Origin of the sequence: Streptomyces yangpuensis (genome assembly GCF_001005295.1) — a bacterium.
GTDB lineage: Bacteria > Actinomycetota > Actinomycetes > Streptomycetales > Streptomycetaceae > Streptomyces > Streptomyces yangpuensis.
Map to the genome: position 1 here is coordinate 1,920,972 of NZ_LBMK01000002.1, position 25,799 is coordinate 1,946,770.

Sequence of the window (25,799 nt, forward strand, 5' to 3'; positions counted from 1 at the left end):
TGGCGCATGCCGCCGGAGAGTTCGTGGACGCGTTTGCCGTGGGCGCCGCCGAGGCGGACCAGTTCCAGGAGGCGTTCGGCCTCGGACCTGCGGTCGGCCTTGGCCACGCCGCGCAGCCGCAGGGCGAGTTCGATGTTCTTGCCCGCGGTCAGCCACGGGAACAGGGCGTGTTCCTGGAACATGAGGGCGGGGCGGCCGCCGGGGGTCTGGATCGATCCGGTGGTGGGCCGGTCGAGGCCGGCGACCAGGTTGAGCAGGGTGGACTTTCCGCAGCCGGAGGCTCCCAGGAGGGTGACGAACTCGCCGGGGGCGACATCGAGGCTGATGTCGTCCAGGACGAGCTGTGTTCCGGCCGGGCCGGGGAAGGACTTCGAGACGTGCTCGATCCGGGCGGCGTGCGTGTGCTGTGCCACCGTGCCGTCGGCAGCCTTGGCAAGGGTCGTGGCCATGGTCGTCACCTCCTGGGTTTGCTGGACGGGGGGTTACTTGGTGCCGAGGCCGGCGTCGGAGACTTCGGGCTTGCCGGCGGCCTTGAGGACCTTGTTCAGGAGCGTCAGGTCGTAGATGCCGGCCAGGTCGGGCTGTTCGATGAGCTGGGCCTTGACGGCGTGGTCGGCCTGGGCCTTGAGGGTGGAGGCGAGCGGGTCGTCGGTGACGAGGATGCTCTGCCAGGCGGGGTCGATGACCTTCGCGTCCAGGGGCTTGCCGCCCTCGGCGGCGAGTTTGGTGTTGGCGGAGGCCTTGGCCCTCTCGGGGTTGGCGTTGATCCACTCGTTGGTCTTCACGGTGCCGCGGAGCACGGCCTCGACGACGTCGGGGTGGGCTGTGAGGAACTTCTGCGACACGATGATGTTCGTGATCACGAACTTCTTGTCGGGCCACAGTGCGGTCTCGTCGAGGAGGACCGCACCGCCGTCGGTGACGAGTTTGGAGGCGGTGGGCTCCGGCACCCAGGCGCCGTCGATGGAGCCCTGCCTGAACGCGTCGGGGGTGACCTTGTTGTCGGTGCGGACGACAAAGACGTCACCCTTGCCGGACTCCGGATCGACCGTCCAGCCTTTCTCCGCGATCCAGTTCAGGAACGCGACGTCCTGGGTGTTCCCCTTCTGCGGGGTGGCGATCCTGCTGCCCTTCAGATCGTCCAGCGTCTTGATCTTCTCCGGGTTCACCACCAGCTTCACGCCGCCCGAGGCGGAGCCGGAGACGATCCGCAGGTTCGAACCCCTGGACTTCACATAGGCGTTGATCGACGGCGAAGGCCCGATGAAACCGATGTCGAGAGAACCGCCGTTGAGCGCCTCGATCTCCGACGGGCCCGCGTTGAAGGACTGCGGCTTGACCTTCGTACCACCGAGCTCCCCCTGGATCAGGCCCTCCTGCAGGCCGACCAGCGCGGTGGCGTGCGTCAGGTTCGGGAAGTACCCGATCCGGACCTCGGACGCCGACAGCTTCNAGGCCCTCCTGCAGGCCGACCAGCGCGGTGGCGTGCGTCAGGTTCGGGAAGTACCCGATCCGGACCTCGGACGCCGACAGCTTCTTGCCGTCCGTTGCCGCGACGTTGGTCTTGTCGTCTTCCTTCTTCGCCTCGGAGCCGTAGCCGCAGGCCGTCAGGAGGAGGGGGAGCGTTGCGGTGACGGCGATGGTGCGCAGGCTGATGAGCGGTCTGGCGGCAGACACGGAGGTGTCCTTTCACGGGGAGGGTCTTCGGGAAGTGCGGAGCTGTTGGTGCTGCGGAGTTGCGAGGATGCGAAGTCGCTGAAGTGCGCGGTGCGCGGTCGTCGGCACGCGTGTGCCCGTCGCCGGCCGGCCGGACCGTCGTCGTGGGCGGGGAGGCGGGCCAGGTGTCGCGGATGCCGACGGGCGGATGTCGAGCCGCCGTCCATCCCACACAGCGCTCGAAGGTGCTGCGGGCGGCGAGGTCAGCCGAGAGCGTCCATCCGGCTGCACGAAGAGCGGACGGCGAAGCGCACCGGGTCAGACAGGCTGACAGATGGCGCTGGAGGTTCGGGCCAGATCGATGTGCCGACGGGTGGTGAGACGGGGCAGGAGGAGGCCCGCGTGATGCGGCATGCGCATGGTCACCTCACCCCTGAATCCCTAGTTTTCCTACCTGGCTGATAGGCATCTTGGCAGAACGGCGTCACTCACCCCAAGGGGTGGCTCATATGCTGGACGCGCGAGTCTCACATAACGAGAAACCGCAGGTGGGGAGGGGTGATGGGTGGTTCGATGGAAGGCCCGACTCAGGGGTTGGTCCAGGCATCCGGAACGTCGGCGAGCGCGGACACGTCGGTCGGCAGGTCGGATGTCGCCACATCGGCGATGGTTACACCGTCGAGGATCTCGCGGACGTTGGACCGCAGGGCGATCCACAGGGGGAGCAGCGACTCGGCGGGACCGGTGTAGGAGAGGTCCGGGGGACGGACCCCGCGTACCGAGACCAGCGGTCCGTCCACGACGCGGATGACGTCCGCGATGCTGATCGACGTGGCGGGCTTGGCCAGCCGGTAGCCGCCGTTGCCGCCCCGCTGGCTGAGGACGAGGCCGCCCCGGCGCATGTCGTTGAGGATGCCCTCGAGGAACTTGTGCGGGATGTCCTGGGCGTCGGCGATGGCTTCGGCCTTCATGGGCCCGTCGTCCTGTGACGCTGCGAGCTGCAGTGCGGCACGTACCGCGTAGTCCGCCCTGGCTGAGATCCGCATGCGCACATTATCCCGCATGGCTTCGGCCCGCGTCGTGCGGGTGGGCGCCGGACCACCGGGCGGACGCGGTACCCGGCGGTCACGGCGCTCGCGGTGGCGCAGGGGCGCACAGCGGCTCGGCCGCAGGCCCCCGCCCATCGGTCCGTCAGCGGAAGGCGGCCGCCACCGCGCGGTGCGAGCCGTTGAGGTAGTGCTCGCCGATGGAGCGCAGGCGGTGCGCGACGGGCCGGTGGGCCGTCAGGACGCGCGCGTTGCGCCAGAAGCGGTCCAGGCCGGGGGCGTCGGCGAGCTCCAGCACCCGCGCGGTGATGTGCAGGGCGGCGCGCGAGGCCACCGTCTCGGCCGTGGCCACCAGCGCGGCGACCCCCGCGGGCTCCTCGGCGTCGAGATGCGTGCCTACGCCGAGCGCCTGCGCCATCGTCTCGGTGGCCCGGTCGACCACGGCCATGGCCGTGTGGGCGGCGGAGGCGAGCTCCCCATAGGTCAGCAGCAGGTCCGGGTCCTCACCGGGCAGCCGGTACGCGCGGCCGCCCCTGCTGAGGTCGCGCGCTTCGGTGAGCGCGCCCTCGACGATGCCGAGGACGACGTGGCACAGGGCGAGCCGGAGGGCCGGCTCGGCCAGCGCGGTGAAAGGCGCGGTGGACTCCTCGTCGTGCGGGCGGCGGCCCAGCACCTGGCCGGGCGTGACGGTGACGCGGTCCAGGACGACCTCGCCCGCGCCGGCGACGCGCTGCCCGAGGCGGTCGTGCGCGGCCTCGACGGTCACGCCCCGCGCGCGGGGCGAGAGCCGCACGACCAGGATGTCACCGGTCACGGCGCAGACGGCGTCCAGCACGATCTGGTCGGCGACGGCCACCGCCGTGTCGACGGCCCGGCGTCCGTCCAGTACGTAACCGGTGTTGCGGGGCCTCAGGGTGAGGTCCGCCCCGTCGTCGCCGTTCTCGGTGGGTGCGGGTGAGGGGGCGGGCGCGCGGACCGCCCCGGTCCACAGCCACTGTTCGCGCACCGACGCCTCCTCAAGTGCGTTCGCCTGGTGCTGACTTGCGTAGAAGCGGCCGCTCCAGGTGTGGACGTAATGACGCGCGAGGACGTCCCCGACGGAGCTGTCCGCCGCGGCGACCTCACGTATGACGGCGCATCCGGTACGCCAGTCCGTGCCGCGGCCGGGCGAGGGCGGGGTGAGGGCCGCGAGCAGCCCGGCCTCGCGCAGCCGGGTCCGTTCGTCGGTCGGCGGCCGGCCTGCCTGCTCACGTACGAGGGCGTCCGCGGCGAGGTCGTCCGCCACGTCGCGGGCGGTACGCAGGAGCGCGCGGGGCTCGTCGGCGGACCGGTCGGCGGTGATCATGCGGGCTGCTCCGGGGCGTTGTCGGGTGGCCGCGGCCGGTTGCCGGGCGATGTGTGGAACGCGGGAGACCGGGCTGGCGCCGCACGGCGAACGCAATCCCACGTTCCCTATCGGATTGATAGGGATACTCGCCGAAGGCCGTCCTCTCGACAAGGTGGCGCCCGTATGGTGGACAGGGTCGTCTCGGGAGAAGAGACGCGCTGGTCGGGTCCTGTCGTGGGGTCAGGCCGGCGGCTGTTCGACCGTGCTGGTGCCGCTGCCCTCCTGGGATTCCCAGGTCCAGCTCTCCTCCATGCGCAGGCGGCCGTCGGGGAGTTCGGTCACGACTGAGGTGCAGTGCCCGGAGGCGGTGGTGCCGTCGAGGCGGAGCTGGACGTACCGGAAGTCGACGGTGTCCTTCGCCCGCGTGCCGATCAGGTGCCCCTTGACCACGTCTCCGCCCTGGTAGTCGGCCCAGACGAGGCCGTCGCGTTCGTGGTACTCGAACCGGGTCAGGCGCCCGACCTGACCGGGGGCCTGGTCGGCCACGGGCACGAAGACGAGGCCGTCGAGCGAGCGAGTCGTGCGGGTCATGGAGGACTCCTGGAGGAGGGCCGTCCCGGGCCCGGGCCGGGACCGCAGGGCTGGGACGGCAAGGGAGGGACCGGAGATGAAACAGGCCGGTACGGGTAGGCGGGAGGGTGAGCGAGGGGCCGGAACGGGCCGGTGACGGAAGGCGAACCAAAGCTATGACGCATGACACCGAGACCGCGACGAACGAACCGCACGAGCCGACCCCAGAGGAGCGCGCGGCCCGCGACAGGGTACGTCGACGGGCCACGGGCATGACGCACCACCAGACCGCGGAGGAACTGGAGGCCGCACAGGACGCGGTGGAGCGATCCGCGGGCGACCTGGCCGCGGCGGACTCGGGCACCCGCGCCGAGGTGGCCGAATGGCGACGCATCACCGACCTGCTCTTCGACCACGGAGGCCCGTACGCGACGGAGACCGACGCCTACGTCCAGGGCCAGCTCACCGCCCGCAGGAACCGCCGGGCCGCAACCTCCTGAACCGGTCGGACGGTCGCGGCCTCCTCAGCCCGGTCGGGCGGTGCCACCACCGATGCCGCCGCGAGGTCCTGGGCCGCCTCCCAGTGCGCGCGGTTGAGGTCCTGGGCTGCCCGCGCGGCGTGCGTGTGCGACGCCGTCCGGGGCGTCCGGGGCGTCGGGGAGGGGCGGGGGATCACACGCAGCATTCCCAGCGAACGGCCGCCCGACAGACGTCAACGGAAAACATTTTCCGTTCCGGCCGTGCGCCAGTCGTGTACCGGCCATGTTGTCGGGGCAGGGGCCGGGCGAGCCCGGCGCCGGGGGATACGGGAGGGAGGGGGGAGCGGGAGAGGGCCGGGACCGTCGGTGTGACGGTCCCGGCCCTCCTCAGCCGGTTCGCGCGGCGCACCGGCGCAGCGTGGCGCCAGTGCAGCGGTGCGTCGGTGCAACGGGTGCGCCGGCGCAGCGGTCAGGACCTGTGCATGCCCTTCTTGGTCCGGTCCGCGGCCTCCGAGGCCATCTCCTCGGCCTTGCCGGTCATCCGCTCGGCGCTGCCTTCCGCCTGCATGCGCTTGTCGTCCATCGCGTCGCCGGCGGTCTCCTTGAGCTTGCCCTTGACCTGCTTGGCCTTGCCCTTTGCCTTGCTCATGACGAAGTGCTCCTTGCCTGTGGGGGAATGCACTGCCCACCATGCGTCCGCCGCGGGTGACCCGCAACGCGCACTGGACCGTCCGGCTCGTCTCCCTAGTCGGGCGGCTCGGTCACCGTCGGCCGTTTGCCGGAAGACGGTGGGCGGGGTACGGGACGGGGGCGCGGTTCACCCGGCCGGGGTGCGCGCTGCGCGTGCGCGGGATCCCGCGGGGTCGGGTCGGGCTTCCTGGGCGTGGGCCCGGAGCCCTCGGGTTCCTCTTCGGATACCTTCCGGTCCATACACCTCTCACCTCACTGTCCGTGTCCTCCAGAGCGGTGCCGCGCCGTCGGCGCGCTCCTGCGTCTGCCCTGCCGAACGCGTTCCAATCCGTTGCGGTGGATCGCGTACAAGCACAGATAAGCGCGGTTTTCGCGGGCACACGCCGTCTGAAGCGCCACGGCGGAACCAACCCTTCCGCCGACACTCCAACACGAGAATGAGGTACTCATGATTGCCGTCGGGTTGATCCTGCTGCTCATCGGATTTCTGACCGGGGTCTCCGTCCTGTGGACCCTCGGAGTCATCCTGCTCGTGGTGGGCGCGGCGCTGTGGATCATGGGATCGGTCGGGCACGCGGTCGGTGGCCGGCGCCACTACTGGTAGTCCGGGACGTGGCCGAATCGGGCCTGCCCGGTTGATCACGACCGGGCAGGCCTCGGCCTGTCGAGGGCCCCGGCCCGCTTCGCCGAGCACGGCGTCCACGCCGCTATGAGCCGTTACCGGCCGTCCCGGGCAAGGTTGTAGACCAGGATCAGGATCGCCGCCGCCATCACGGCCAGGTGGACCCAGACCGGCGCGTTCGCAACGCTCGCACCCAAGCTCGTATTCATCGCAGGGCCCTCCGTTCCCGGAAGGCGCCGAACTGCGGTAACCGTGTTTGATTCGGTGTCTCCATGTAGCGCACCTGCCCGCGCCGGGCCCGACAACGCACCGCGGGCCCGGATTGTCGCCGGGGCCGTCGAGCGGGTCCACCCTGGGGACTGGGCCCTGTCGGCGAAGTCCCGCCTGGCCCGCGACGCCCGGCACGCACCTCGCCGCGTTGTCGGGGCGCCCAAGTACGTCCGGTACTCGGGCGCTTGAGCGAGACCTACCACCCGGTAACGGCGTCGCCGAGGGCGATCTCCCCGGAATGGGACACCATGACGGCCGCGAACGCGACGTCCTGCGCCTCGTGGCCACCGGAGCCGCCCACACGGACATCGCCCGGCGGCTCTTCCCCGGCGAAGCCACCGTGAAGAGCCACCTCAACCGCGCCATGGCCGAGTCCGGCCTCTCCGGCAGCGTCCAGGTCGTCGTCTTCGCGTACGAGGCCGCCCTCGTGACGCCGTCCGGCGCGGCGGCCCGACCGCCCTGCCGGACACCCCGCAGACCCGGTGGTCATGGCCGACGCCCCGTCGGCGCCACCAGCCGGTGGCGTACGGCCATGACCGCCAGCGCCCCCGCGGCGATCACCACCCCGCCCAGGCGCAGGATCACGTCGTAGGCCTCCTCGGGCGGCCGCTGCGGGGTCATGGCAGAGATCGCCGCCGCCGTCCCCGCCAGGGCGATCGCACCCAGCGTGACCAGGAACGTCAGCAGTACGCCCGATGCCTCGCCCGCCCTGGCCGGTGCGACGACCTGCTGCGTGGCCACACTGGAGTAGGTCCAGCCCAGCCCCAGACCGAGGCCGCACCACGCGAACACCGGCACGTACAGCCACCACGCGTCCACCCCGGCCAGCACGAACATCCCCGTACCCGCGAGGGCCCCGGCCAGCGCCATCACCGCGGTCGGCCGCATGCGCCGGGCCAGCCGCACACCGAGCGGCCCGCTGACCGCCACCAGCAGAGCCGGGGCCAGGAACACCGTGCCCGCCAGGAGCGGCGAGAGCCCGCGTACGCCCTGGAGGTAGAGCGTGGCGAGGAAGACGGTGACGCCATAGCCCATGTTCGTGAGCGAGCCCATCCCGGTGACCAGGACGTACGGGACGTTGCGGAACAGCCGCAGATCGACCAGCGGGTGCCGGGCGCGCCGCTCCCGTACGAAGAACAGCGCACCCGCCCCCACGGCCACCGCGAAGCAGGCGAGGGTACGGGCGCTCTCCCAGCCCCAGGCGTCCCCGCGCTCCACGGCCAGCGTCAGGGTCGCCAGCGAGCACACGATCAGGGCGCAGCCGAGGAGGTCGAGCTGGCGCGGCGCCGACGTGTCGCGCGAGTCCGGTACGTACACGAGCGCTATCAGCAGCGAGACCAGGCTCAGCGGTGCCATCAGCCAGAAGATCCAGCGCCAGCCGGGCCCCTCGGTGAGCCCTCCGCCCACGAAGGGACCGAGCGCGGTCCCGATGTTCGCGACGCCGAACACCGCGCCCAGGGCCCGGGCCCGGGTCTGCTCGGGAAAGGTGTTCGTGATCACGGACACGGACACCGGGAAGACGAACGCCGCGCCCACACCCTGCGCGACCCGTGCCGCCACCAGAGGTCCGAGCCCGGGAGCCAGCGCGCAGCCCACGGAACCGGCGGCGAACAGAGCCGTCCCGGCCAGCAGCGTGCCCCGGCGACCGAAGACGTCCCCCACCCGGCCGCCGACGATGAAGAAGCAGCCGATGGCGAGCATGTACGCGGACAGGGTCCACTGCGCGGCCGAAGCCGTGATGCCGAGCTCCGCCGCGATGCCGGGAAGGGCGAGGTTGAGCGCGAAGAAGTCGAGCTGGATGCAGAACAGGGCCAGGGCGACCGCGACGAAGGCCCCCTTCCGTCGCGCGGCCGGCGAAGACTCAGCGCGCATGAGGGCGGTTCCTCTCGGCCGACGAGATCGCGGCTGCACGGCCGACAACGGCCGCACGCACGCCCTCCCCCCATTGTGGGGCGCCCCACGACCGTCCGCAGTTCCGCACGGGGGAGTTCCGCGGCGCGGGGGTCACACCGACTCGGTGATGGCTGAAGAGCGGGACGGAGCGGCGGCCAAAGATTCGCTCACGCGTCTCCCTAACGCGTCTGCGATGCGGGTCGGTTGCTGTCAGGGTCGGGCGTTCGTGCCCGGAGAGCACCACCGTTGGAGAGAGGACGTCCATCATGCCTGCCGGACCGTCGCCGTTCGCGCCGCCCGCACAGCCCGGCCCGCCCGCGCCGCCCACGCCGCCCGTCGTGCGCGCGCCGGGCACCCGGCTCGCCGCCGCCGGCCCCGTCAGCCGCCGTCGGTCACCGCAGGGCCAGGGCCCAGGCGAGGAGGCCGAGGGAGACCGTGCACAGTACGGCCCGCCACACGTTCGCCCGTACCCACGGCGCTTCGAAGGCGCGGCGGACCGCCGCCGGGTCTTCGATCCGGTCGACGGGCCCGGCCTGTTCCAGGGCATTGTTCAGCGGGATGTTGATCCGGGCCGTCACGACCATCGCCGCGAGGTATGCGACGAGCGCGCCGATCAGCGGCCCCAGGGCGTCCCGCCCGCCGCCGCCGACGGCGTGGAGGACGACCGCGGCCGCGCTGAAGACGAGCGCGCCGATGTACCCCAGCAGGAACCAGCCGTTGAGGATCGCCACGTTGATCCGCTGCATCGTCTCGATGGCGGTGCGGTCGGCGGCGACCCGGAGCCCCGGCATGACGGATACGGAGAATCCGTAGAAGAGGCCGCTCATCCAGCCGATGGTGACCGTTGCGGCGATCATGGTCGCCAACCGTGCCGTTTCCACGTGAACCCCCGGGATCGAGAAGCAGGCCGAGCAGGCCGTGCCGGCCGAGCAGGTCAGAACGGTGTCTCCGAACGGTCAAGTCCCGCCGATCATAGGGTGCCGGGAACCGGTCTGCGCCCGCGTAGGCTGACCGAACCGGCACGTCACCTCCCAGCACCTTGCATCCTCACCCTCACCGTCACCGCCGAACGGAGCCGCCCGCCATGCTGACCGCCCTCACCGGTGTCCACGGGGACCGCGCGGACGCCGTCACCGTCGCCGGACGTACCGCCTCCTACGAGGAACTCCTGGGGGCTGCCCGCCAGGTGGCCGTCGATCTCGCCGAGTCGGGGGTGCCGGCCTTCGCGGTGAACGCGACGCCCACCCTGGAGACCGTGGCCGCCGTGGTGGGAGCCCTGCTGGCCGGCGTGCCCTGCGTTCCCCTGCCGCCGGACGCCGGTCCGGCCGAGCGCGGGCGCATCCTGCGCGACTCGGGGGCTCGCACCATCGAGGTCGACTTCGTCCGCCGCTCGGACCGGACTCCCGACCCGGCCGCCGTACGCACACCCGACGACCCCGCCCTGATCCTCTACACCTCCGGCACCACGGGCGCCCCGAAGGGCGTGGTTCTCAGCAGCGCCGCGATCACCGCCGACCTGGACGCGCTCGCCGGGGCCTGGCAGTGGAGCGCCGAGGACACCCTGGTCCACGGACTGCCGTTGTTCCATGTCCATGGACTCGTCCTCGGTGTCCTGGGTGCGCTTCGCACCGGCAGCCGCCTCGTCCACACCGGCCGCCCCACGCCCGAGGCGTACGCTGCCGCCGGCGGCAGCCTGTACTTCGGCGTGCCGACCGTGTGGTCGCGCATCGCCCGCGAGCCGCAGGCCGCGGCGGCCCTGTCGGGGGCCCGGCTCCTGGTGTCGGGCAGCGCCGCGCTTCCCGCGCCCGTCTTCCGGGACATCGAGCGGGCGAGCGGACACCGCATCGTCGAGCGCTACGGGATGACGGAGACGCTGATCACGGTGAGCGGCCGGGCCGGCGGCGACCTCCACCCTGGCACGGTCGGCACCCCGCTCCCCGGTATCACCACCCGTATCGCGGCCGAGGACGGCGCGGAGATCGGGGAACTCCAGCTGACCGGTCCCACGCTCTTCTCCGGCTACCTGGGCCGGCCCGAGGCGACCGCCGCCGCGTACACCGAGGACGGCTGGTTCCGTACGGGTGACATCGCCGCCGCCGACGAGAAGGACGGCGTGCACCGGATCGTGGGCCGCGCGTCCACCGACCTGATCAAGTCGGGCGGGTACCGGATCGGCGCGGGCGAGATCGAGAACGCGCTGCTGGACCATCCCCGGGTGCGGGAGGCTGCCGTCGTCGGGGTGCCCGACGCGGATCTCGGCCAGCGGATCGTCGCGTTCGTCGTCGCCGAGGGAGTCACCGGAGCCGAGCTCACCGACTTCGTCGCGGCCCATCTGTCGGTCCACAAGCGCCCGCGCGAGGTCCGCTTCGTCGAGGCGGTTCCCCGCAACGCGATGGGCAAGCCCCAGAAGCGCCTCCTCCTGGACGGAGCCGCCCCCGACCCCACGTGACCGCCCGCGCGAAAACCCGATTCCGGCGCGGCGCGCGCCTCGTCAGCGTGTTCCCTTGAGTGGCCGACGCCACCCGGCGCCCCGACGGCACATGGCTGAAGGTTTTCGCCGACCGCCGCTGACCCGGGCACGCGGCCGGTCGGCTGACCCGGTTACGCGGCCGGTCGGCTGACCCGGTTACGCGGCCAGCCGGGTGACCCGGTTACGCGGCCGGCCGGGTGACCCCGGCCCGGTCGGCGGTCGCGTACCGCGTCGGCGGGCACGCCCACGGGCGAGGATGCACGAACTCGTTCTCGTTCCCCCTCGGCAGCCGAACGGCGGAGAGGAAGAAGATCCACGATGCCGTCCCAGGGATCCGCGCAGCAGCCCACGGCCGAACTCGACGCCCGCTACAGCTCCGCGCTCAACCCCCGCCCCGGTGCCTCCGAGGTCACCGCCACCGACTGGGCCGAGGCCCGGCGGCTCCTGGAGGCGGCCGAGATCTTCTGGCTGTCCACGGTACGGCCCGACGGCCGCCTGCACGTCACCCCCGTGATCGCCGCCTGGCACGACGGGGCCGTGTACTTCTCCACGGGACCGGGCGAGCAGAAGGCGAAGAACCTGGCCCACGACGGCCACTGCGCGCTGACCACCGGAGGGAATGCGCTCACCGAAGGCCTCGACCTCGTGATCGAGGGCAGGGCGGAACGGGTCGCCGATCCGGCCCGGCTGGAGGAGGTGATCACGGCGTACGAGGCGAAGTACGGCCCGCACGTCACCTCGTCCGAGGGCACCTTCCACGGGATCGACGATGCGCTCCGGCAGGGAGCCGCGGTGGCCTTCGCGGTGACCCCGACCACGGCGTACGGCTTCGGCCGCGACGACGGCGTCTACAGCCACACACGGTGGACCTTCTGAAATCCCACACCCACACCCGATCCCTCAGCCGGACCGGCGGGCGTTCAGCCGGGTGTTGATCCGGGCGGCCTGGCGCGTCAGATGGTCGCGTTCGGCGAGGTTCGGAGCCTTCCGGGCCGCCTCCGCGTACAACCGGGCCGCCGTCGCCGGGTCACCGTTGCGCTCGTGGAGGTACGCCGCCACCGCGGTATGGCCGCCTGCAGCACCACGACGCCCTCGGAGATCATCGCCTTGTCCCACCGGACGCGGTCCTGCTCGGCGAGCGGCACCGGACCGCCGTCGGCGGCGGTCCGGGCGGCCGACACCACCATCGGAATGATGCCCGTGGGCCAGTCGTGCTGCGCCCCCGCACGCCTCCGACGCCCCGGCAGGTGTCGGGACCTACGGTGCCGTCAACCCGTTCAATGCCGGACTCCGTCCCGCCACTCCGGCGTTCCCTTGGAGGTCACGATGACCCGTCCGCCCCAGCCGTTCGGCACCGTCGTCAGTACCGCCGGCGTCAACCTGCGCCAATACCCGAGCACGGACTCCTCCGTCGTGGGCAACCTCAACCACGGCGCCGAGATCGGCCTGCACAGCAAGGTGCACGCCCAGACCATCGACGGCAACAGCATCTGGTACCTGCTGCGCGACAAGGCCGTATGGGTCGCCGCCCGCCACGTCGACAACACCGGAGAGGTACCACTGTCCAAGGACGTCAAACCGTCCTCCCCCCAGGGCTGAAGCCGGTCCTCGAACCGCCCGCGTCCACCTTTGGGGACAAGCCCTGGGCCGCCCGGGGGCAGCCGGTGGCTGCCCCCGGGGCCGGGAACACGGCGACGATCGCCGTGCCGGTCGCCACCTCGACCAGGGCCTGACGGTCGCGGAAGCGCCTGCGTCGGGCCTCGTGGCCCGTGATCCCGCCGGCCCGTTCCTTGCTGCCGATCTGGCGACCGTAGGGTCAACGGGCATGCGGTGAGGCGCTGTTGAGGAACCGGTCGAGCGCAAGGCGCGCCGCCTCGCCCCGCCCCGACCGGTCCTGCTCGTCCCGCGCCCCGTGAATCCGCGCCGTCGCGTCGAGGGCGTCCTGCGCCAGCTCGGCCAGGCCGGAGTCGCCGCAGAGGAGACGCACCCGGCAGAGTGCCGCCGTCGAGTCCGCCCGCCGCTGGTAGGACTCCGCACGAGCGCTGACGAACTGCGGACTGTCCGGGTCGGCCTGCTCCCAGTGCCAGCGGTCGTTCTGGCTCCGGCGGAAGTCGGTGACTGCCGCGGCGAAGGCGCCGTAGGCGCCCAGCCGTTCGTGCCGGAGCTGTTGGTCGCGGGTGAACCGCTCCGCCTGCCGGGCGATGTGCCGTTGGAAGAGGAAGGTCAGGGTGGATCCGGCCAGTGCCGCGAAGACGGCGACGAGGCTCGTGACGGCTGCATCCATGCCACGATGATTCCCGCACCGCCGCGACGCACCCCCGCCCGTACGCTCTGGGCCATGACACGGATGAGCGACGACGGGTTGCGCGGCTATCAGGTGGGAGCGGTGGGAGCGGTGCGGGCCGAGCTTCGCGCGCTCTCGGTAGGTGACGATCGCGAGGGGATGCTGGAGGGGACGCCACACCTGCACCGCCGCTTCCGTCTGCAGGCCGTGGAGAAGGCGATGGCGGCGACCCCGCACCTGTATGTGCACGACCTCGAGAAGATCCGAGCCGACGTTGCCGAGCGGTCCGAGGAGTGGCTGCCGCGGGAGGCGGCCCATGCGCGCCTGACGTCGTGGTGGACACCCGTGGGCCTTGCGCAGCCGGGGCACACGGAGCTCAGGGTGATGTGGTTCCAGACGGCCGCGGACGATCCCTTCGCCCGCCTGGCCGCGATCGTGCGTCCGCTGGACTGGGCTGCGCTCGCCAGGTTCGTCCCCTGGGAGGACTGAACCGCTTTCCGAAAATGCCAGGCGCGGTGATGAAAAACGATGGATCAGGGCAACCATCTGCGCAGGTCGGACGTCTTCTGTGCGAAGAAACGTTTCCAGGGGGTTTTGTCTGTGAAGTTGTCCCGGATTGCCGCAGCGGTCACCACCGCCGCTCTTGCTCCGGCCGTCCTCATCGCGTCACCGGCGTTCGCCGCCGGTTCGGACGCTCCGGCCGCCGGCAACCAGCCGGCTCCGACCACGCCGGACCAGTCCGTTCCCGACCAGGCCGAAGAGGACCGCAAGACCATCCTCGCGATCATCGCTCACCCGATGGCCAGCGAGTACATGAAGGAAGCCGGCCGCAAGGCCATCGCCGACGGCCCGCAGGCCATGAGGAAGTTCATCGAGGTCGACCAGCACAGGATCCGCATCGACGACTATCGTGTGGCGATCCTCCGCCTCTCCCACGATGCCGGGCCCGGCCTGAAGGAAGGCATCGAAAAGCTCTTCCGGGGCGGGGAGACCCTGGAACAGCTCCAGCACTTCTACGAGGTGACCCAGCACGAGCTGCGCGACCAGGACAACGAGGTCGAGATCTCCAGGATCATCAGCACGGGCGGCACCGCGGTCAAGGAGGCCGGCAAGAAGGCGCTCCAGGGCACTCCGGCCGACCGCATCGCCTTCCTGAAGACGGGCCGGTACCTCGCCCAGGCCTCCGACGACCGCGTCGAGCTCGCCCGTATCGACGAGGGCTGGCAGGGCCCGATCCTCAGCGAGGCGATCAGCAAGCTCCTCAACGGATCGCCGACCCCGGCCGAGCTGCGTCACTTCCTGGAGGTGACCCAGCACGAGCTGCGCGACCAGGACAACCGCGTCTCGATCGCCAAGATCATCGACGGTGGCGGTCCCGAACTGGTCAAGGCGGGCCGCGCCGCCCTGGCCGGCACCGCCGCCGACCGGGCCGAATTCCTGAAGACGGGCCAGCACGAGGCCCGTGCCAAGGACCAGGCGGCGAAGGACAAGGAGAAGCCCGACACGGGCAAGGACGACCAGGGGCAGGGCAACGGCTCCGGTGCCGGCGGCAACGGTACGTCGACCGGCAGCGGCTCCGCCTCCGGCAACTCCGCCGTCACCGCCCAGGGCGGCAACGGCGCGCCCCTCGCCGCCACCGGCGCGGGCGACAACACGACCATGATCGCGGGCGGCGCGGGCACCGCGCTCGTCGCCGGCGCGGGGCTGCTGCTCGCAGCCCGGATGCGTCGCGCCGGAGCGGCGGGCTGACCCGGCCCGCCCGCCGCGCGTTCGCGCAGCAGGGGCCGCCACCCAAGCACTTGGGTGGCGGCCCTTCGCCTTTTCCCCCTTCGCGCCGCCACCGCCACCGCCAGCCCGGCCATGTCCCGTGACCCCTTGCTGTTGACCGTCGCAGCCGGCAGACCGGCAGACCGGCAGACCGGCAGACCGGCAGACCGGACACGGCTGCGGCGCCGACCTCGGCCGTGCACCTGTGCGCGCTCACGGAGCGGCACCGCGGCGACGAGGTGGCCGAGGCCGGCATCCTCGCCATCGCCGCCCTGGGGGAGACCTGCGAGGGTGAGATGCCGGCCGCCACCGACGCCACCGAGGGGCCGCCGGACGCGTGGACACCTCGCACTGGTCGCCGTCGCGGCCCGGCTGTACCTCAGGCCGCGGACGGTCGAGTTCCACCTGAGCCGCGTCCACCGCAAGACCGGGGCCGCCGCCCGCGCCGTACTCGGGCCCGCTCGTCCCCGCGCCCGGGGACACGTCCTCCCGCGTGCGTACGGACCGAACGCTTCCGGCGGCGCGCCGCCGGCCCCGGTACCGAGGCCGCCTGTCGATCACAAACCGTACAACCGGCGGGCATTGGCCCCTATGGAGTGAACCGCGCCGGAAGCCCGTGACCTTTGGCCGGAACCTTCCATACGGTGGCCCCTCTTCGCTCATCACCACAACTGGGGGGCCGGTGCGCAATCACCGACTCGTAATGACCGCTGCCTTCGTGGCGGCCGGTCTCGGCATCATCCCGGGCACCGCGCAGGCGGCTGATCCCGTACCCGTCGCGGCCGGCGTGGCCGAGGCGATCAGCAGAGCATCCACGTCCCAGGGCTTCCACAGCCCCGCGGACCGCACGGTCCGTACCACCCTGCCCGCCACCGAGGGGAAAACCAAGGCGAACACCACAACCGCAGCACCGCAGACCGCCCAGGCCGCGTCGACCGAGCAGGCCGCACTCGACGCGGGAGCCAACCCCGCCCTCGCCGTGGACGTCAGCGGCACCAGCTACACCGCGCACGGGATCCAGCTCACCACCCTGATCACGAGCGCCGACTTCGCGCTCGACGTCGTCATCGACTGGGGCGACGGGAAGACCGACACGGTCACCGCCCAGGGCACCGCCGAACTGCACCACTCGCACACGTACGACAAGTCCGGCGAGTACCAGGTGCAGGTGAAGGTGACCGACGCCGCCAACGCCGTCCAGGCCACCAACGGCGGCGCCTTCCTCACCCCGGGCGCCGACTTCACCCCGCACGTCCCGACCCGGCTCCTCGACACCCGCAACGGCACCGGCACCGGCGAGCCCCCGGCCAAGGTCCCCGGGCAGGGCTCCGCCCGCGTGAAGGTGGCCGGGAACGCAGCCATCCCGGCCGGGGTCACCGCGGTCGCCATCAACGTCACCGTCACGGAGACCGTCGACAGCGGCCACATCACCGCCTGGCCCGGCACCGGATACGACCGCCCGGTCACCTCCAACCTGAACTACACGGCAGGACACTCCGTCCCGAACCTGGTCATCGTGCCGGTGGGCGAGGACGGCTACGTGGAGCTCTTCAACGGCGGCTGGAGCGCCGTGGACCTGATCGCCGACGTCACCGGCTACTTCACCCGGGCCTCGGACAGCGGGTACACCTCGATGACGCCCGCCCGGTTCGTGGACACCCGCGAGGGCGTCGGCGCGCCCCCGGGCATGCTGGGCGCCCGCAGCGCCTTCACGACCCTGATCGGCGGTCAGCAGGGCGTGCCGCAGAACATCACGGCCGTGGCCCTGAACGTCACGGTCACCGAACCGCAGGGGCCGGGTCACCTGACCGCCTTCTCCGGCACCGGGGCGGTTCCGACCGCGTCGAACCTGAACTTCGTGCCCGGCCAGACGGTGGCCAACGCCGTGATCGTGCCGGTGGCCGCCGACGGAACGATCAAGATCTTCAACGGGGCCTGGTCGCCGACCCACGTGGTGGTCGACGTCGTCGGCTACTACAGCAAGGAGAGCAAGGCCGCCTTCCTGCCCTTCACCCCCTTCCGGACGCTCGACACGCGCGTGGAGCAGTACGGCTGGACCGGCGGCAGGTTCCGGGCCCGGGAGTACATCACGCAGGGGTTCACCCCCGAGGGCGACGCCCCGGCGGGCGTCGAGGCGTACGTGCTCAACGCCACCGTCACCGAGACCGGCGGCACCGGGTTCCTCTCGGTGACGCCGAGCCCCTCCGCGCTGCCCGCGCCGGGCGAGCCGGCCGCACCCGCCGCGGCGCGACCCGTCTCCTCCACCCTGAACTGGACAGCCGGCGCGACCGTGCCGAACCTGGTGCAGGCGAACGACGGCGACCACGGCGTCATCAACTTCTGGAACCAGGGCCATGAGGACGCCGACCTGGTGCTCGACGTCTTCGGCGTCTACCAGTCGAAGTGACCCCAGGGGGTGACGCGCTCGCGCGTCACCCCCTCCGCCCGTCACCCCCTCCCGCGGGGTCCACAGGGGTGCCCCGGAGCGTCAGTACGTGTCAGTGGGTGCGTCTAGCGTTGCGGCATGATCTGGACCGCCGCTCAGGACACCCTCCCGCCCGTGCCTCCCGCGCGGCGGCTCGGCCCCGCGCCCGAAAAACTCGCGGAAACCGTCGAGCTGACGGCGTCCCACCTCGACTCCCGTGCCCACACCGTGGCGGACTTCGAGCGCTCCCTCGACGGGCTGGTACGCCAGGCACACCGGGACCGCCACCCGCTCGCCCGGGCCCTCTCCTCCGCCCTGGGGCACCGCTACGAGGAACAGGAGACCGAGGCGCACCGGCTCGGCGGGGTGAACGTCGTCGTGGCATCGCTGCTGTGGCTGGTCCCGGGATACAGCCTCAAGCCCGAGTACGTGCGCCGCCATCGGGGACACGAGGAGTGTGCCCAGGAAGGCCTGGAGCTGGTGATCGCCGCCCGGCTGCGGGAGATCGCGTACACCCTCATGTCGAAGGACCCGCTGCCGTTCCTGCTGTCCACGCCCAGCTGGGACACGGGCGCACTGGAGGCGGCCGAACTGGTCGAACGGCTCACCGAGTACCGGCGTACGGGTGTCCGCCCGGGCCCGGCCGACTTCGGGCAGGCGCTGCTGCGCGTGCGGCGCGACGACCCCGCTGCCGGAGAGGCCGCCGACGCCGCGGCCCGCCTCGGCACCGCCGAGGGCGCCCGGCTCGCCGCCTGGCTCGGCCCCGACGGCGCACCGGCCCCGGCGCTGCGCCGGGTCGTCGAACCGGACCCCGCGGCACACCGGGCATGGCGGCGCACCGGAGCCGCCGCCGCGCAGGTCGCCTTCCGTACCGGTGAACGCCCGCAGCTGCAGCGGGAGTTCCCGGAGTCCTTCCACTGGCTGGGCCGTCCGCACGAAGGGTTCACCCAGTGCTACCACTGGCACGAGGGCCACCCCGTCCGGGCGTCGGTACTGCCCGAGGACCGGGAGACCCAGGCCGCGTGGCTCCTGCCGCACGTGACCCTGGCGGCGACGGCCGGCGATCACGGCGGCGCCTGGATGCTGCCGCACCTCGCCCGGCTGGGCGGGCCCGCGGGGCCGGCCCTGCACGCCGCCGTGGCGGCGGGACTCGGCGGCCGGTACGCGGAGAGCCGGCGCCCGGCGGTGGAGGCGCTGCTGGTGCTGGCTGCCCGCGGAGAACTCGACGCCCCGCTGCTGGGCCGCGAACTCGCCGCCATGACGGGCCTGGGCACGGTCAAGCCCAACCGGCTCGCGGACGCCGCCCGCGACGCCGCGGCAGCGGGCGCCCACGCGACCCTCTGGCGCGTGCTCGCCGAGGTACTGCCGGCTCTGCTGCCCTCCGTGCGGGGCGCCGGCGAGGTACTGGCCGTCGCCGCGGACTGCGCGGAGCGTTCCCGAGCCGCGGGCCCGGTCCCCGAGGCGGTGGCCGCGGTCGCGGCCCGCCGAGGCTCCTCCGCCGTCGTGACCGAAGCCCGCCGCCTGACCCTCGCGCTCGTCGGCGGGTGAGCCGGGCCGGAACCGGTGGCCCGGACGACCGCCGGGGCGCCGTACACCGGACGCATCGTCAGAGACCCGGCGGGCCGGAGCCGTCCAACAGCCGGTCGCGGAGCGCACTGCGGCGGCAGAGGACGTGGAGCGCACTGCGGCGGCAGAGGACGTGGCACCCGTCGCGCGTCCGCGTGACCAGGCCCGTCGCGTGCAGCACCCGCAGGTCCTGGGAGACCGCGCTCGGGGTGACCCCGAGGCCCGGCGACGTGACGTGCCGGCTCCCGGGTGGCCTGGCTCGGCGCCCGGATCCACGGCCTGGCCGGCTGGGGTGGGGTCCGTGTCCTGGTCGCGGCCCTCGCCGGGTCGCGCCGGCCCGCCACCTCACGGCCGCCCGCGCGACGGCCGTCGCCCCGCCGGGGCCGGCGACGCCCTCCCGGTACGCGGACCCGGCTGCCCAAGACGAGGGTGTACCTGGATACACCCCCTTCGGTACCCACGTGCAAGGACCGGCCCGCACCGCACAGGCAGCATCGACGAGGGGCGTGACAGGCACGCCCCGAGCGACCCACGGGGGAGGCCGGGCGGCATGCCGGGAACCGAGCAGGTGCAACAGCAGGCACGACGGGCAGGACGAAGCGGTCCGAACGAGCGGAATGGGCGGAACGAGGGGAGAGGGGGGAGCGGGCCGAGTGGGCGGCGGCCCCGATGGGCGGCGGAAGCCGGGGTGTTCCTCGTCGTCGCCTTCGTGGCGGCGGGTTTGCTCGGCGCCGTCCAGCCCGTGACCGGTATCCCGCCCGAGGTGGTGCAACTGACCCAGTTCGGGCCCGCCGTCGCCGTGGCCGCCGTGGCTCTGCTGTGGCCGGGCCGGATCAGGGACCGGCTCGCCGGCACCCTGCCCGCCCGCGAGCGGACCGGCGGCGCGGCCGGCCGCCGGGTGGCCCTGCTGCTCACCCCCGTCCTCATCATCGCCCTGTGCGCGGGCGGCGGCCTGCTCACGTCCGGCTCGCTCCCCGTCACCGGCCCGCAGGCATTCACCCATCCCGTAGTCCTGGTCGTGGCCGCCCAGCTCCTCGGCGCCTGCGCCGAGGAGATCGGCTGGCGCTGCCACCTCCAGCCGCTGCTGCGCACCCGCTTCGGTCCCGTCACCGCCTCCGCGCTGGTCGGAGTCCTCTGGGGCCTGTGGCACGTACCGGTCTTCACGCACGAGCCCGCCTACGCCGCCGGGTTCCTGCTGGCCACCACCGCCATGTCCGTCATCCTCGGCCTGGCCCTGGAGGGTGTACGGAGCAACCGGCTGCTGCTCGCCGGCGGCTTCCACACCCTGGTCAACCTCGGCATGCTGTACGTGACCGACGAGACGGCCGCGGCGACCGCGCCCATGCTGGTCCTCGGGGCCGCCTGCCTGGCCGCGACGCTCCCGTGGCTCGCCGCCACCCGCCGGGCCGTGCACCCGGCGCCGGATAGGATCACCGACGCAACGGCGCACGGAGCGCGCTGACATGACGGGACGACGGGTGGGGATGGCGGCGCAGGGGAGTACGCGGCCCGGCAACAGGGGTACGTGGGCCCGGATCCGGAGTGCCGCGGTCGACCTCGGCCGCTGCCAGCTGCTGTCCCTGGCCGCGTTCGCGGTGACCGGCGCCGGCGGCCTCGTGATCGGGGCACTGCTGCTGCTGCCCGTCGGCGTCGGCTTCCTCCTGCTCCCGCCCGCGGCGACGGCCCTGCGCAACATGTCGGACCGCTACCGCCGATGGGCCGCCGCCTGGACCGAGACCGGGGCCGGGACCGGGCCCCGGGCGGGGGCCGGGGAGCGGGCGGTCATCAGTCCGCCGCAACCCCTTCCGCCCCGGCACACCGGCAGGGGCGGCCTTCGCCGACGGACCCTGGCGATCCTCGGCGACGCCGGATTCTGGCACGACCTGCGCTGGGCCTGGGCGGAGCCCTGGACGGGCGCGCTGCTCGCCGCCGTACCGCTCGCCCTCGTCGAGTACGGACTCTTCGGCGCGGTCGTCCAGCCCTTCGTATGGCGGCTCCTGGGCGACGGCAACTGGTACGCCTTCGTCCTGGTCGACTCCACGCCGTCGATGCTCGCCGCGCTCCTCCTCGGCCTCGCCTTCACCGCCGCCGGACTGCGGCTGGCCCCCGTGGTCCTGCGGCTGCACGCACGCTGGAGCGGGCGGCTGCTGGCCGCCCCGTACACCACCGAACTCGTCCGCCGCATCGAGCACCTCGCCGGTTCCCGCGCCGACGTCCTCGACGTCCAGGCCGCCGAACTGCGGCGCATCGAAAGGGACCTGCACGACGGGGCACAGGCCCGGCTGGTCTCCCTCGGTATGACGCTGGACGAGGCCACCCGCCTCCTCGACCACGACCCGCAGGCCGCCCGCGCCCTGCTGCAGGAGGTACGGGCCACCTCCCAGCGGGCCCTCCAGGACCTGCGCGAGCTGGTCCACGGCGTACTGCCGCCCGTACTGGCCGACCGGGGCCTCGGTGACGCGGTGCGCTCGCTCGCCCTCGACAGCCACCTCGACGTGCACGTGGAGGCGGCCCTGCCCGGACGGCTCCCCGCCCCCGTCGAATCGGCCGGCTACTTCGCCGTCGCGGAACTGCTCGCCAACGCAGCCAAGCACTCCGGTGCACCCGAGGTCCGCATCCACCTGAGCCACACTGGTGGCGCCCTGCGCGTCACGGTCGCCGACGACGGCCGCGGCGGCGCGGACCCCGGCGGAAGCGGTCTGCGAGGTCTGCGCCGCCGCCTGGAACCCTTCGACGGAACCCTCGTCCTGCACAGCCCGCGGGGCGGCCCGACCACCGCGACCTTGGAGATACCGTGCGCGTCGTCCTTGCCGAAGACCTCTGCCTCCTCCGGGACGGGCTGACGCGCACCCTCCAGGACCACGGCTTCGACGTGATCGCCGCGGTCGACAACGGCCCCGCCCTGCTCCGAACCCTCATCGAGGAGGAGCCGGACGTGGCCGTCGTCGACATCCGACTGCCGCCCACCTTCACCGACGAGGGCCTCCAGGCGGCCCTCGCGGCGCGCCGGTCCCGGCCGGCTCTGCCCGTCCTCGTACTGTCGCAGTACGTGGACCAGCTCTACGCCCACGAACTCCTCGCCGGCGGCCAGGGAGCCATCGGCTACCTCCTCAAGGACCGGATCACGCACACCATCCAGTTCGTCGACGCGGTACGCACCGTCGCGGCGGGCGGCACAGTGATGGACCCGCAGGTCATCGCCCGGCTGCTGGCCCGCAGCGACGCCCGCGGCACCACGGCGGAACTGACACCGCGCGAGCTGGACGTCCTGCGCCTGATGGCCGAGGGACGCTCCAACGCGGCCGTGGCACAGACCCTGTTCATCAGCGAGAGCGCGGTCGCCAAGCACACGGCGGCCATCTTCACCAAGCTGCGGATCGAACCGTCCGCGGACGACAACCGGCGCGTGCTGGCCGTCCTCGCCTACCTGAAGCGGTAGCGGGATGGGCACGTGCGGGTCCGCCGCGGCCTTCGACGCCATCGGCCCGCTACGGGCGGCGCCCACCCGAACGGATCTGGCCGACCGCGAGCGGGACCTGCAGGACGCCCTTGACGCCTTTGTCACCGCGGCCACGGCCCAGATCCACTGACGGGGCTTCACGCACGGGTGCGTTTCAGGTCGTGCCGGACGCGCACTGCTGCTGGAGCGTGCGCAGGAGGTCGAAGGCGGGGCGGTCCACCGGGTGGCGGGCGGTGTTACCGAGGGCGACGACGGCGAGGCGCTTCTCCGGGTCGAAGCCCACGAAAGAGGTGAAGCCCCCGGTCCCGCCGTTGTGCCAGATCTGGAGGTGGGCGCCCTGCCGGGGGTGGAGGCGGTGGGCCATCCAGCCGAGGTGCACCCGGGCGAAGGAGCTCGTGCGGTGCTCCACCGCACGACTCAGGCGGATCGCCTCGGCCAGTTCTGCGGGCCCGCCGTCCAGTTGGGCCCGTACGTAGGCCACCAGGTCGGTCGCGGTCGACCGCAGGGCGCCGGCGCCCGCCAGGTCGGCGAGATGCCACGGGGCGACGGGCCGCCCCGGGCGGGCGTGGCCCTGCGCGCAGCGGTCCGACCGGGCGGCGTCCACCGTGACGAGGGTGTCGGTCATGCCCAACGGGGCGCAGATCTCGCGGGTGATGAGGGACTCGTAGTCCGTTCCGGCCCGCAGGGCGAGGGCGAGGCCCAGCAGCCCGGATCCGAGGTTCGAGTAGCGGAACCGCTTCCCCGGCACGGCCCGCAGCCGCGTCCTGGCCAGCCCGGACAGCAGGGCCTCGGCCGTGCAGGTGGCGTACGGGTCCGACCTCGACCGGTTCAGGAGGACCGGGAGCAGGATGCCCCGGGGCAGCCGCGGCAACCCGGAGGTGTGGGTGGCCAGATGCTGCAGGGAGATGGGCCGGCCGTCGCGTGACGGTACGGCCGTTCCCGCGGGCAGCAGGTCGGCGAGCGGCTCGTCCAGCGCTGCCGTGCCGACGGATGCCATGCGCGCCAGGGCGAGGGCGGTGAACGTCTTCGTCACCGAGCCGATCTCGAACAGGGTGTCCGGCCCGGGGACGCCCCCGTCGTCCGCGCCGGTGCTCCCGGCGCCGCGGATCTCCACGGTGTCTTCCGCAACCGCGGCCACGACCACGCCGACGTGCTTCTCGGCCAGCCGGTCGGCGGTCCGCTGGGCGAGGGTGCCGAGTTCTTGTGCCATGACCAACATCATTGCGGCGCCCCGCTCGCGCCCGGTGCGCCTTGATGATGATTTCCCGTACCCGTCCCTGCGACCTGAGCAGTACGGCCCGGAATTGCGTGTGCCCGTCCGGCCGCACGGACGAAGGTCGCCCATGACCACACACGTGGTCGTGCGCCCGGCCCGGCCGGGCGATGCCGGGGGCCGGCTCGGCCCTCCTCGTTCCGCTCGACACATGAGAGACCCACGGGCCGACAGGGCCTCCGGCGGGAGCTTCGCGGGCCGGGTCACCGTCCTGTCGGGGAAGCGTCGGTCATGGACATCAGGCCGCGCAGGCCGTCGCGGAGCATGGCGGGGTCGATCCCGCCGAACAGAGCCTGCTGGGTGATGTATCCCTGGGCCGCTGCGATGAGGGTGCGCGCGATGTGTTCGGCGGGGACGTCGGAGGGGAGCATGCCCGCCTCGCGGTAGCTTTCCACGAGCCCCACCCACGACCCCACGACCTCCTTGTACCCGCGGCGCAGCAGCGCGGCGAGTTCCTCGTTGCGCAGGGTTTCGGTCCAGACCTGGAGCATCAGGCGGGGGAAGTCCCGGGGGTCGGCTCCGGGCTCGCCGGCCCGTACGTCCAGGATCGTCCCGAGGACCTCGGAGATCAGGAGGTCCGGAGGGGGCGGCGGGCTCTGCTTTGCCGCCTGCTCGAACGCGCCGCGGATCGACACGAAGGTCTCCTCGGCGATCGCGACGATGAGCTCCTCCTTGCTGCGGAAATAGCGGTAGACGGCTCCGGCGGACAGGTCCGCCTCCTTCAGCACGTCCTGCATGGACGTGGCGTGGAAGCCGTTGCGCGTGAAGCAGCGGGTTGCGCCGTCGAGGATCTGCCGGCGGCGGGCGTCGAGGTGCGCCTGGGATACACGTGCCATGGCCCCAAGCTAAAACGAACATTCATTCTTGACAAGGCGAGGAGGTCGTCCCACAGTGGGTCCAGGACGTAAAACGAACGATCCTTCTCTTTGAAACGAGTCCCGTCATGGCAGTGACATCCGCCTCCGGCCCCACGGTCCCGGCCTCCCGCCGCGTCCTGGCCGTGATGGTCATGGTCCCGCTCCTCGCCGCACTGGCCCTCTGGGCCTTCGCCTGGCCGGCCACCCGAACGGCCCCGCGCGACCTGCCCCTCGGCGTCGCCGGACCCGCCGCCGCGGCCGCCCCGCTGGAGCAGCGGCTCGCCTCCCGCGAGGGGGCCTTCGAGATCCACCGGTACGCCGACGAGGCCGCCGCCCGCACCGCCGTCCGCAACCGCGAGGTGTACGGCGCGGTCGTCGTCACCCCGCAGGGCCCGCAGCTGCTCACCGCCTCGGCCGCGAGCCCCGTCGTCGCGCAACTGCTGACACAGGCCGTCGCGATGCAGTCGCCGCCCGGAGCTCCGGGCATGCCCGTCACCGACGTGGTGCCCACACCCGCCGCCGACGCCCGCGGCGCCGCCTTCGGCGCGAGTGTCCTGCCCCTCGCTCTCGCCGGGGTCGCGGCCGGAGCCCTGGTCTCCCTCAGCGGCCTGCGCGGCGGCCGTGCCGTCACGGCGGTCCTCGGTGCCGCCGCCCTCGTGGGCCTGACCGGGGCCGCCCTCGCCCACAGCTGGCTGGGCGTCCTCACCGGCAACTGGTGGGCCGAGGCGGGGGTCCTGGCCCTCACCGTCGCGGCCGTCGCCGGCGGTGTCGCCGGGCTCCACGCCCTCCTCGGCAAGCCCGGCATCGGTCTCGGTGTCCTCCTTGTCGTCCTCCTCGGCAACCCCTTCTCCGGCGCCGCGGGCGCGCCGCACCTGTTGCCCGAGCCCGCCGGACTCGTCGGCCAGTGGCTGCCGCCCGGCGCGGGCAGCTCGCTGCTCCGCTCGGTCGCCTTCTTCGACGGCGCCGGCGCGGCCGGACCCGCGCTCGTCCTGTCCCTGTGGGCCGTGCTCGGAGTGACCGCGGTCCTGGTCGCCGACGGCCGCCGCCCCGCCCCGGCCGCCCACACCCCCGCGGCCCCGGTCCCGCCCCAGGCGGCTGCGGCCCCGGCTCCCCGGCCGTAGGGGGTCCCCGGTGCGCCGGTCGC

The 25,799-nt window shown here is 72.8% G+C and carries 27 protein-coding genes and 3 pseudogenes; 15 read left to right on the plus strand and 15 right to left on the minus strand.

Features of this window, described 5'->3' with window-relative positions:
• The 7 genes and pseudogenes from AAT21_RS13895 to AAT21_RS13915 all read right to left on the minus strand — a co-directional run.
• Window positions 1–449, minus strand: a 449-nt coding sequence (locus AAT21_RS13895) for an ABC transporter ATP-binding protein (RefSeq protein WP_046776879.1), incomplete at its 3' end; no start/stop codon positions are given.
• 33 nt (window positions 450–482) lie between these two features.
• Window positions 483–1,452 (minus strand): aliphatic sulfonate ABC transporter substrate-binding protein (locus AAT21_RS13900; RefSeq protein WP_235438782.1); only part of this gene is annotated, 970 nt, incomplete at its 5' end.
• 1 nt (window position 1,453) lies between these two features.
• Window positions 1,454–1,677 (minus strand): annotated as a pseudogene (locus tag AAT21_RS38915) (sulfate ABC transporter substrate-binding protein); the annotation flags it as partial.
• A gap of 297 nt (window positions 1,678–1,974) precedes the next feature.
• Window positions 1,975–2,076, minus strand: coding sequence for a putative leader peptide (locus tag AAT21_RS39985; protein ID WP_412180319.1), 102 nt, complete (start codon window positions 2,074–2,076; stop codon window positions 1,975–1,977).
• 167 nt (window positions 2,077–2,243) lie between these two features.
• Window positions 2,244–2,702, minus strand: coding sequence for an RrF2 family transcriptional regulator (locus tag AAT21_RS13905; RefSeq protein ID WP_046776880.1), 459 nt, complete (start codon window positions 2,700–2,702; stop codon window positions 2,244–2,246).
• Window positions 2,703–2,847: 145 nt separating this feature from the next.
• Window positions 2,848–4,047 (minus strand): acyl-CoA dehydrogenase family protein, encoded by a 1,200-nt coding sequence (locus tag AAT21_RS13910; protein WP_046776881.1) that lies wholly within the window; start codon window positions 4,045–4,047, stop codon window positions 2,848–2,850.
• A 222-nt stretch (window positions 4,048–4,269) separates the two neighbouring features.
• The gene (locus tag AAT21_RS13915; RefSeq protein ID WP_046776882.1) at window positions 4,270–4,620 is read right to left on the minus strand and encodes a hypothetical protein; all 351 of its coding nucleotides are present in this window, start codon (window positions 4,618–4,620) and stop codon (window positions 4,270–4,272) included.
• Between the two features lie 155 nt (window positions 4,621–4,775).
• On the opposite strand from AAT21_RS13915, the gene AAT21_RS13920 reads away from it, so the two are divergent.
• Window positions 4,776–5,099, plus strand: a complete 324-nt coding sequence (locus tag AAT21_RS13920) for a hypothetical protein (protein WP_046776883.1) — start codon at window positions 4,776–4,778, stop codon at window positions 5,097–5,099.
• 448 nt (window positions 5,100–5,547) lie between these two features.
• On the opposite strand, the gene AAT21_RS13925 is transcribed toward AAT21_RS13920, so the two are convergent.
• Entirely contained in the window at window positions 5,548–5,727 is a 180-nt protein-coding gene (locus tag AAT21_RS13925; RefSeq protein WP_046776884.1) for a CsbD family protein, read from the minus strand.
• A 489-nt stretch (window positions 5,728–6,216) separates the two neighbouring features.
• Between AAT21_RS13925 and AAT21_RS38015 the strand changes: the two genes are divergently transcribed.
• A complete protein-coding gene (locus AAT21_RS38015; RefSeq protein ID WP_167350577.1) occupies window positions 6,217–6,372 on the plus strand; it encodes a DUF6131 family protein in 156 nt (51 codons plus the stop codon).
• A gap of 526 nt (window positions 6,373–6,898) precedes the next feature.
• Window positions 6,899–7,252: a helix-turn-helix domain-containing protein gene (locus tag AAT21_RS39680; protein WP_046776885.1), complete on the plus strand. Its 354-nt coding sequence runs from the start codon at window positions 6,899–6,901 to the stop codon at window positions 7,250–7,252.
• On the opposite strand, the gene AAT21_RS13935 is transcribed toward AAT21_RS39680, so the two are convergent.
• Complete coding sequence (locus AAT21_RS13935) at window positions 7,147–8,532, minus strand: MFS transporter (protein ID WP_046776886.1); 1,386 nt, start codon at window positions 8,530–8,532, stop codon at window positions 7,147–7,149. The two genes, AAT21_RS39680 and AAT21_RS13935, sit on opposite strands and share 106 nt — an antisense overlap.
• Before the next feature lie 413 nt (window positions 8,533–8,945).
• Entirely contained in the window at window positions 8,946–9,410 is a 465-nt protein-coding gene (locus AAT21_RS13940) for an anthrone oxygenase family protein (protein WP_200904380.1), read from the minus strand.
• A 227-nt stretch (window positions 9,411–9,637) separates the two neighbouring features.
• Here AAT21_RS13940 and AAT21_RS13945 point away from each other — a divergent pair, with 227 nt between their 5' ends.
• Together AAT21_RS13945 and AAT21_RS13950 are read left to right on the plus strand one after the other, a co-directional pair.
• Window positions 9,638–11,002, plus strand: coding sequence for an acyl-CoA synthetase (locus tag AAT21_RS13945; RefSeq protein ID WP_046776888.1), 1,365 nt, complete (start codon window positions 9,638–9,640; stop codon window positions 11,000–11,002).
• A gap of 339 nt (window positions 11,003–11,341) precedes the next feature.
• Complete coding sequence (locus AAT21_RS13950; RefSeq protein WP_046776889.1) at window positions 11,342–11,899, plus strand: pyridoxamine 5'-phosphate oxidase family protein; 558 nt, start codon at window positions 11,342–11,344, stop codon at window positions 11,897–11,899.
• Window positions 11,900–11,923: 24 nt separating this feature from the next.
• Here AAT21_RS13950 and AAT21_RS35515 read toward each other — a convergent pair.
• Window positions 11,924–12,261: pseudogene (locus tag AAT21_RS35515) on the minus strand (DUF6596 domain-containing protein); the annotation flags it as partial.
• A gap of 88 nt (window positions 12,262–12,349) precedes the next feature.
• Between AAT21_RS35515 and AAT21_RS13955 the strand changes: the two are divergent.
• Entirely contained in the window at window positions 12,350–12,622 is a 273-nt protein-coding gene (locus tag AAT21_RS13955; RefSeq protein WP_046777388.1) for an SH3 domain-containing protein, read from the plus strand.
• Window positions 12,623–12,839: 217 nt separating this feature from the next.
• Here AAT21_RS13955 and AAT21_RS13960 read toward each other — a convergent pair whose 3' ends face one another.
• Window positions 12,840–13,307, minus strand: a complete 468-nt coding sequence (locus AAT21_RS13960; RefSeq protein WP_046776890.1) for a hypothetical protein — start codon at window positions 13,305–13,307, stop codon at window positions 12,840–12,842.
• 54 nt (window positions 13,308–13,361) lie between these two features.
• On the opposite strand from AAT21_RS13960, the gene AAT21_RS13965 reads away from it, so the two are divergent.
• The 4 genes from AAT21_RS13965 to AAT21_RS13980 all read left to right on the plus strand — a co-directional run bounded on the left by AAT21_RS13965 (window position 13,362) and on the right by AAT21_RS13980 (window position 19,047).
• A complete protein-coding gene (locus tag AAT21_RS13965; RefSeq protein WP_157879680.1) occupies window positions 13,362–13,796 on the plus strand; it encodes a hypothetical protein in 435 nt (144 codons plus the stop codon).
• A gap of 117 nt (window positions 13,797–13,913) precedes the next feature.
• Entirely contained in the window at window positions 13,914–15,056 is a 1,143-nt protein-coding gene (locus tag AAT21_RS13970; protein WP_157879681.1) for an ALF repeat-containing protein, read from the plus strand.
• 721 nt (window positions 15,057–15,777) lie between these two features.
• Window positions 15,778–17,481, plus strand: coding sequence for a PKD domain-containing protein (locus AAT21_RS34450; protein ID WP_052757768.1), 1,704 nt, complete (start codon window positions 15,778–15,780; stop codon window positions 17,479–17,481).
• A 117-nt stretch (window positions 17,482–17,598) separates the two neighbouring features.
• The gene (locus AAT21_RS13980) at window positions 17,599–19,047 is read left to right on the plus strand and encodes a DUF7824 domain-containing protein (RefSeq protein ID WP_052757769.1); all 1,449 of its coding nucleotides are present in this window, start codon (window positions 17,599–17,601) and stop codon (window positions 19,045–19,047) included.
• Between the two features lie 58 nt (window positions 19,048–19,105).
• On the opposite strand, the pseudogene AAT21_RS38925 reads toward AAT21_RS13980, so the two are convergent.
• Window positions 19,106–19,285: pseudogene (locus tag AAT21_RS38925) on the minus strand (hypothetical protein); the annotation flags it as partial.
• A 468-nt stretch (window positions 19,286–19,753) separates the two neighbouring features.
• Here AAT21_RS38925 and AAT21_RS13985 point away from each other — a divergent pair.
• Genes AAT21_RS13985 through AAT21_RS37465 form a run of 4 tightly spaced genes read left to right on the plus strand, consistent with a single transcriptional unit; the run spans window position 19,754 to window position 22,655 of the window.
• Window positions 19,754–20,527 carry a CPBP family intramembrane glutamic endopeptidase gene (locus AAT21_RS13985; protein ID WP_046776893.1) on the plus strand — a complete coding sequence of 258 codons (774 nt, stop codon included), beginning with the start codon at window positions 19,754–19,756 and terminating at the stop codon, window positions 20,525–20,527.
• A 1-nt stretch (window position 20,528) separates the two neighbouring features.
• Window positions 20,529–21,908 carry a sensor histidine kinase gene (locus AAT21_RS13990; protein WP_235438783.1) on the plus strand — a complete coding sequence of 460 codons (1,380 nt, stop codon included), beginning with the start codon at window positions 20,529–20,531 and terminating at the stop codon, window positions 21,906–21,908.
• Window positions 21,860–22,504: a response regulator transcription factor gene (locus AAT21_RS13995; protein WP_046776894.1), complete on the plus strand. Its 645-nt coding sequence runs from the start codon at window positions 21,860–21,862 to the stop codon at window positions 22,502–22,504. The genes AAT21_RS13990 and AAT21_RS13995 overlap by 49 nt, the downstream gene beginning before the upstream one ends.
• Window positions 22,505–22,508: 4 nt before the next feature.
• Window positions 22,509–22,655 carry a hypothetical protein gene (locus AAT21_RS37465; RefSeq protein ID WP_157879682.1) on the plus strand — a complete coding sequence of 49 codons (147 nt, stop codon included), beginning with the start codon at window positions 22,509–22,511 and terminating at the stop codon, window positions 22,653–22,655.
• Between the two features lie 24 nt (window positions 22,656–22,679).
• Here AAT21_RS37465 and AAT21_RS14000 read toward each other — a convergent pair whose 3' ends face one another.
• Entirely contained in the window at window positions 22,680–23,735 is a 1,056-nt protein-coding gene (locus tag AAT21_RS14000; protein ID WP_052757770.1) for a serine hydrolase domain-containing protein, read from the minus strand.
• A gap of 266 nt (window positions 23,736–24,001) precedes the next feature.
• Complete coding sequence (locus AAT21_RS14005; RefSeq protein WP_046776895.1) at window positions 24,002–24,634, minus strand: TetR/AcrR family transcriptional regulator; 633 nt, start codon at window positions 24,632–24,634, stop codon at window positions 24,002–24,004.
• Between the two features lie 107 nt (window positions 24,635–24,741).
• Here AAT21_RS14005 and AAT21_RS14010 point away from each other — a divergent pair, with 107 nt between their 5' ends.
• Complete coding sequence (locus AAT21_RS14010; protein WP_046776896.1) at window positions 24,742–25,776, plus strand: ABC transporter permease; 1,035 nt, start codon at window positions 24,742–24,744, stop codon at window positions 25,774–25,776.
• Window positions 25,777–25,799: the final 23 nt, after the last annotated feature.

Bases quoted from the DNA above. Each gene is read 5' to 3' on its own strand.
- AAT21_RS13980 (WP_052757769.1), top strand. From the start codon at position 17,599: ATGATCTGGACCGCCGCTCAGGACACCCTCCCGCCCGTGCCTCCCGCG.
- AAT21_RS13955 (WP_046777388.1), top strand. From the start codon at position 12,350: ATGACCCGTCCGCCCCAGCCGTTCGGCACCGTCGTCAGTACCGCCGGC.
- AAT21_RS13965 (WP_157879680.1), top strand. From the start codon at position 13,362: ATGACACGGATGAGCGACGACGGGTTGCGCGGCTATCAGGTGGGAGCG.
- AAT21_RS39985 (WP_412180319.1), bottom strand. From the start codon at position 2,076: ATGCGCATGCCGCATCACGCGGGCCTCCTCCTGCCCCGTCTCACCACC.
- AAT21_RS37465 (WP_157879682.1), top strand. From the start codon at position 22,509: ATGGGCACGTGCGGGTCCGCCGCGGCCTTCGACGCCATCGGCCCGCTA.
- AAT21_RS14000 (WP_052757770.1), bottom strand. From the start codon at position 23,735: ATGGCACAAGAACTCGGCACCCTCGCCCAGCGGACCGCCGACCGGCTG.
- AAT21_RS13940 (WP_200904380.1), bottom strand. From the start codon at position 9,410: ATGATCGCCGCAACGGTCACCATCGGCTGGATGAGCGGCCTCTTCTAC.
- AAT21_RS13935 (WP_046776886.1), bottom strand. From the start codon at position 8,532: ATGCGCGCTGAGTCTTCGCCGGCCGCGCGACGGAAGGGGGCCTTCGTC.
- AAT21_RS13905 (WP_046776880.1), bottom strand. From the start codon at position 2,702: ATGCGGATCTCAGCCAGGGCGGACTACGCGGTACGTGCCGCACTGCAG.
- AAT21_RS14005 (WP_046776895.1), bottom strand. From the start codon at position 24,634: ATGGCACGTGTATCCCAGGCGCACCTCGACGCCCGCCGCCGGCAGATC.
- AAT21_RS39680 (WP_046776885.1), top strand. From the start codon at position 6,899: ATGGGACACCATGACGGCCGCGAACGCGACGTCCTGCGCCTCGTGGCC.
- AAT21_RS13960 (WP_046776890.1), bottom strand. From the start codon at position 13,307: ATGGATGCAGCCGTCACGAGCCTCGTCGCCGTCTTCGCGGCACTGGCC.
- AAT21_RS13910 (WP_046776881.1), bottom strand. From the start codon at position 4,047: ATGATCACCGCCGACCGGTCCGCCGACGAGCCCCGCGCGCTCCTGCGT.
- AAT21_RS13950 (WP_046776889.1), top strand. From the start codon at position 11,342: ATGCCGTCCCAGGGATCCGCGCAGCAGCCCACGGCCGAACTCGACGCC.
- AAT21_RS13920 (WP_046776883.1), top strand. From the start codon at position 4,776: ATGACGCATGACACCGAGACCGCGACGAACGAACCGCACGAGCCGACC.
- AAT21_RS13945 (WP_046776888.1), top strand. From the start codon at position 9,638: ATGCTGACCGCCCTCACCGGTGTCCACGGGGACCGCGCGGACGCCGTC.
- AAT21_RS13925 (WP_046776884.1), bottom strand. From the start codon at position 5,727: ATGAGCAAGGCAAAGGGCAAGGCCAAGCAGGTCAAGGGCAAGCTCAAG.
- AAT21_RS13915 (WP_046776882.1), bottom strand. From the start codon at position 4,620: ATGACCCGCACGACTCGCTCGCTCGACGGCCTCGTCTTCGTGCCCGTG.
- AAT21_RS14010 (WP_046776896.1), top strand. From the start codon at position 24,742: ATGGCAGTGACATCCGCCTCCGGCCCCACGGTCCCGGCCTCCCGCCGC.
- AAT21_RS34450 (WP_052757768.1), top strand. From the start codon at position 15,778: ATGACCGCTGCCTTCGTGGCGGCCGGTCTCGGCATCATCCCGGGCACC.
- AAT21_RS13990 (WP_235438783.1), top strand. From the start codon at position 20,529: ATGACGGGACGACGGGTGGGGATGGCGGCGCAGGGGAGTACGCGGCCC.
- AAT21_RS38015 (WP_167350577.1), top strand. From the start codon at position 6,217: ATGATTGCCGTCGGGTTGATCCTGCTGCTCATCGGATTTCTGACCGGG.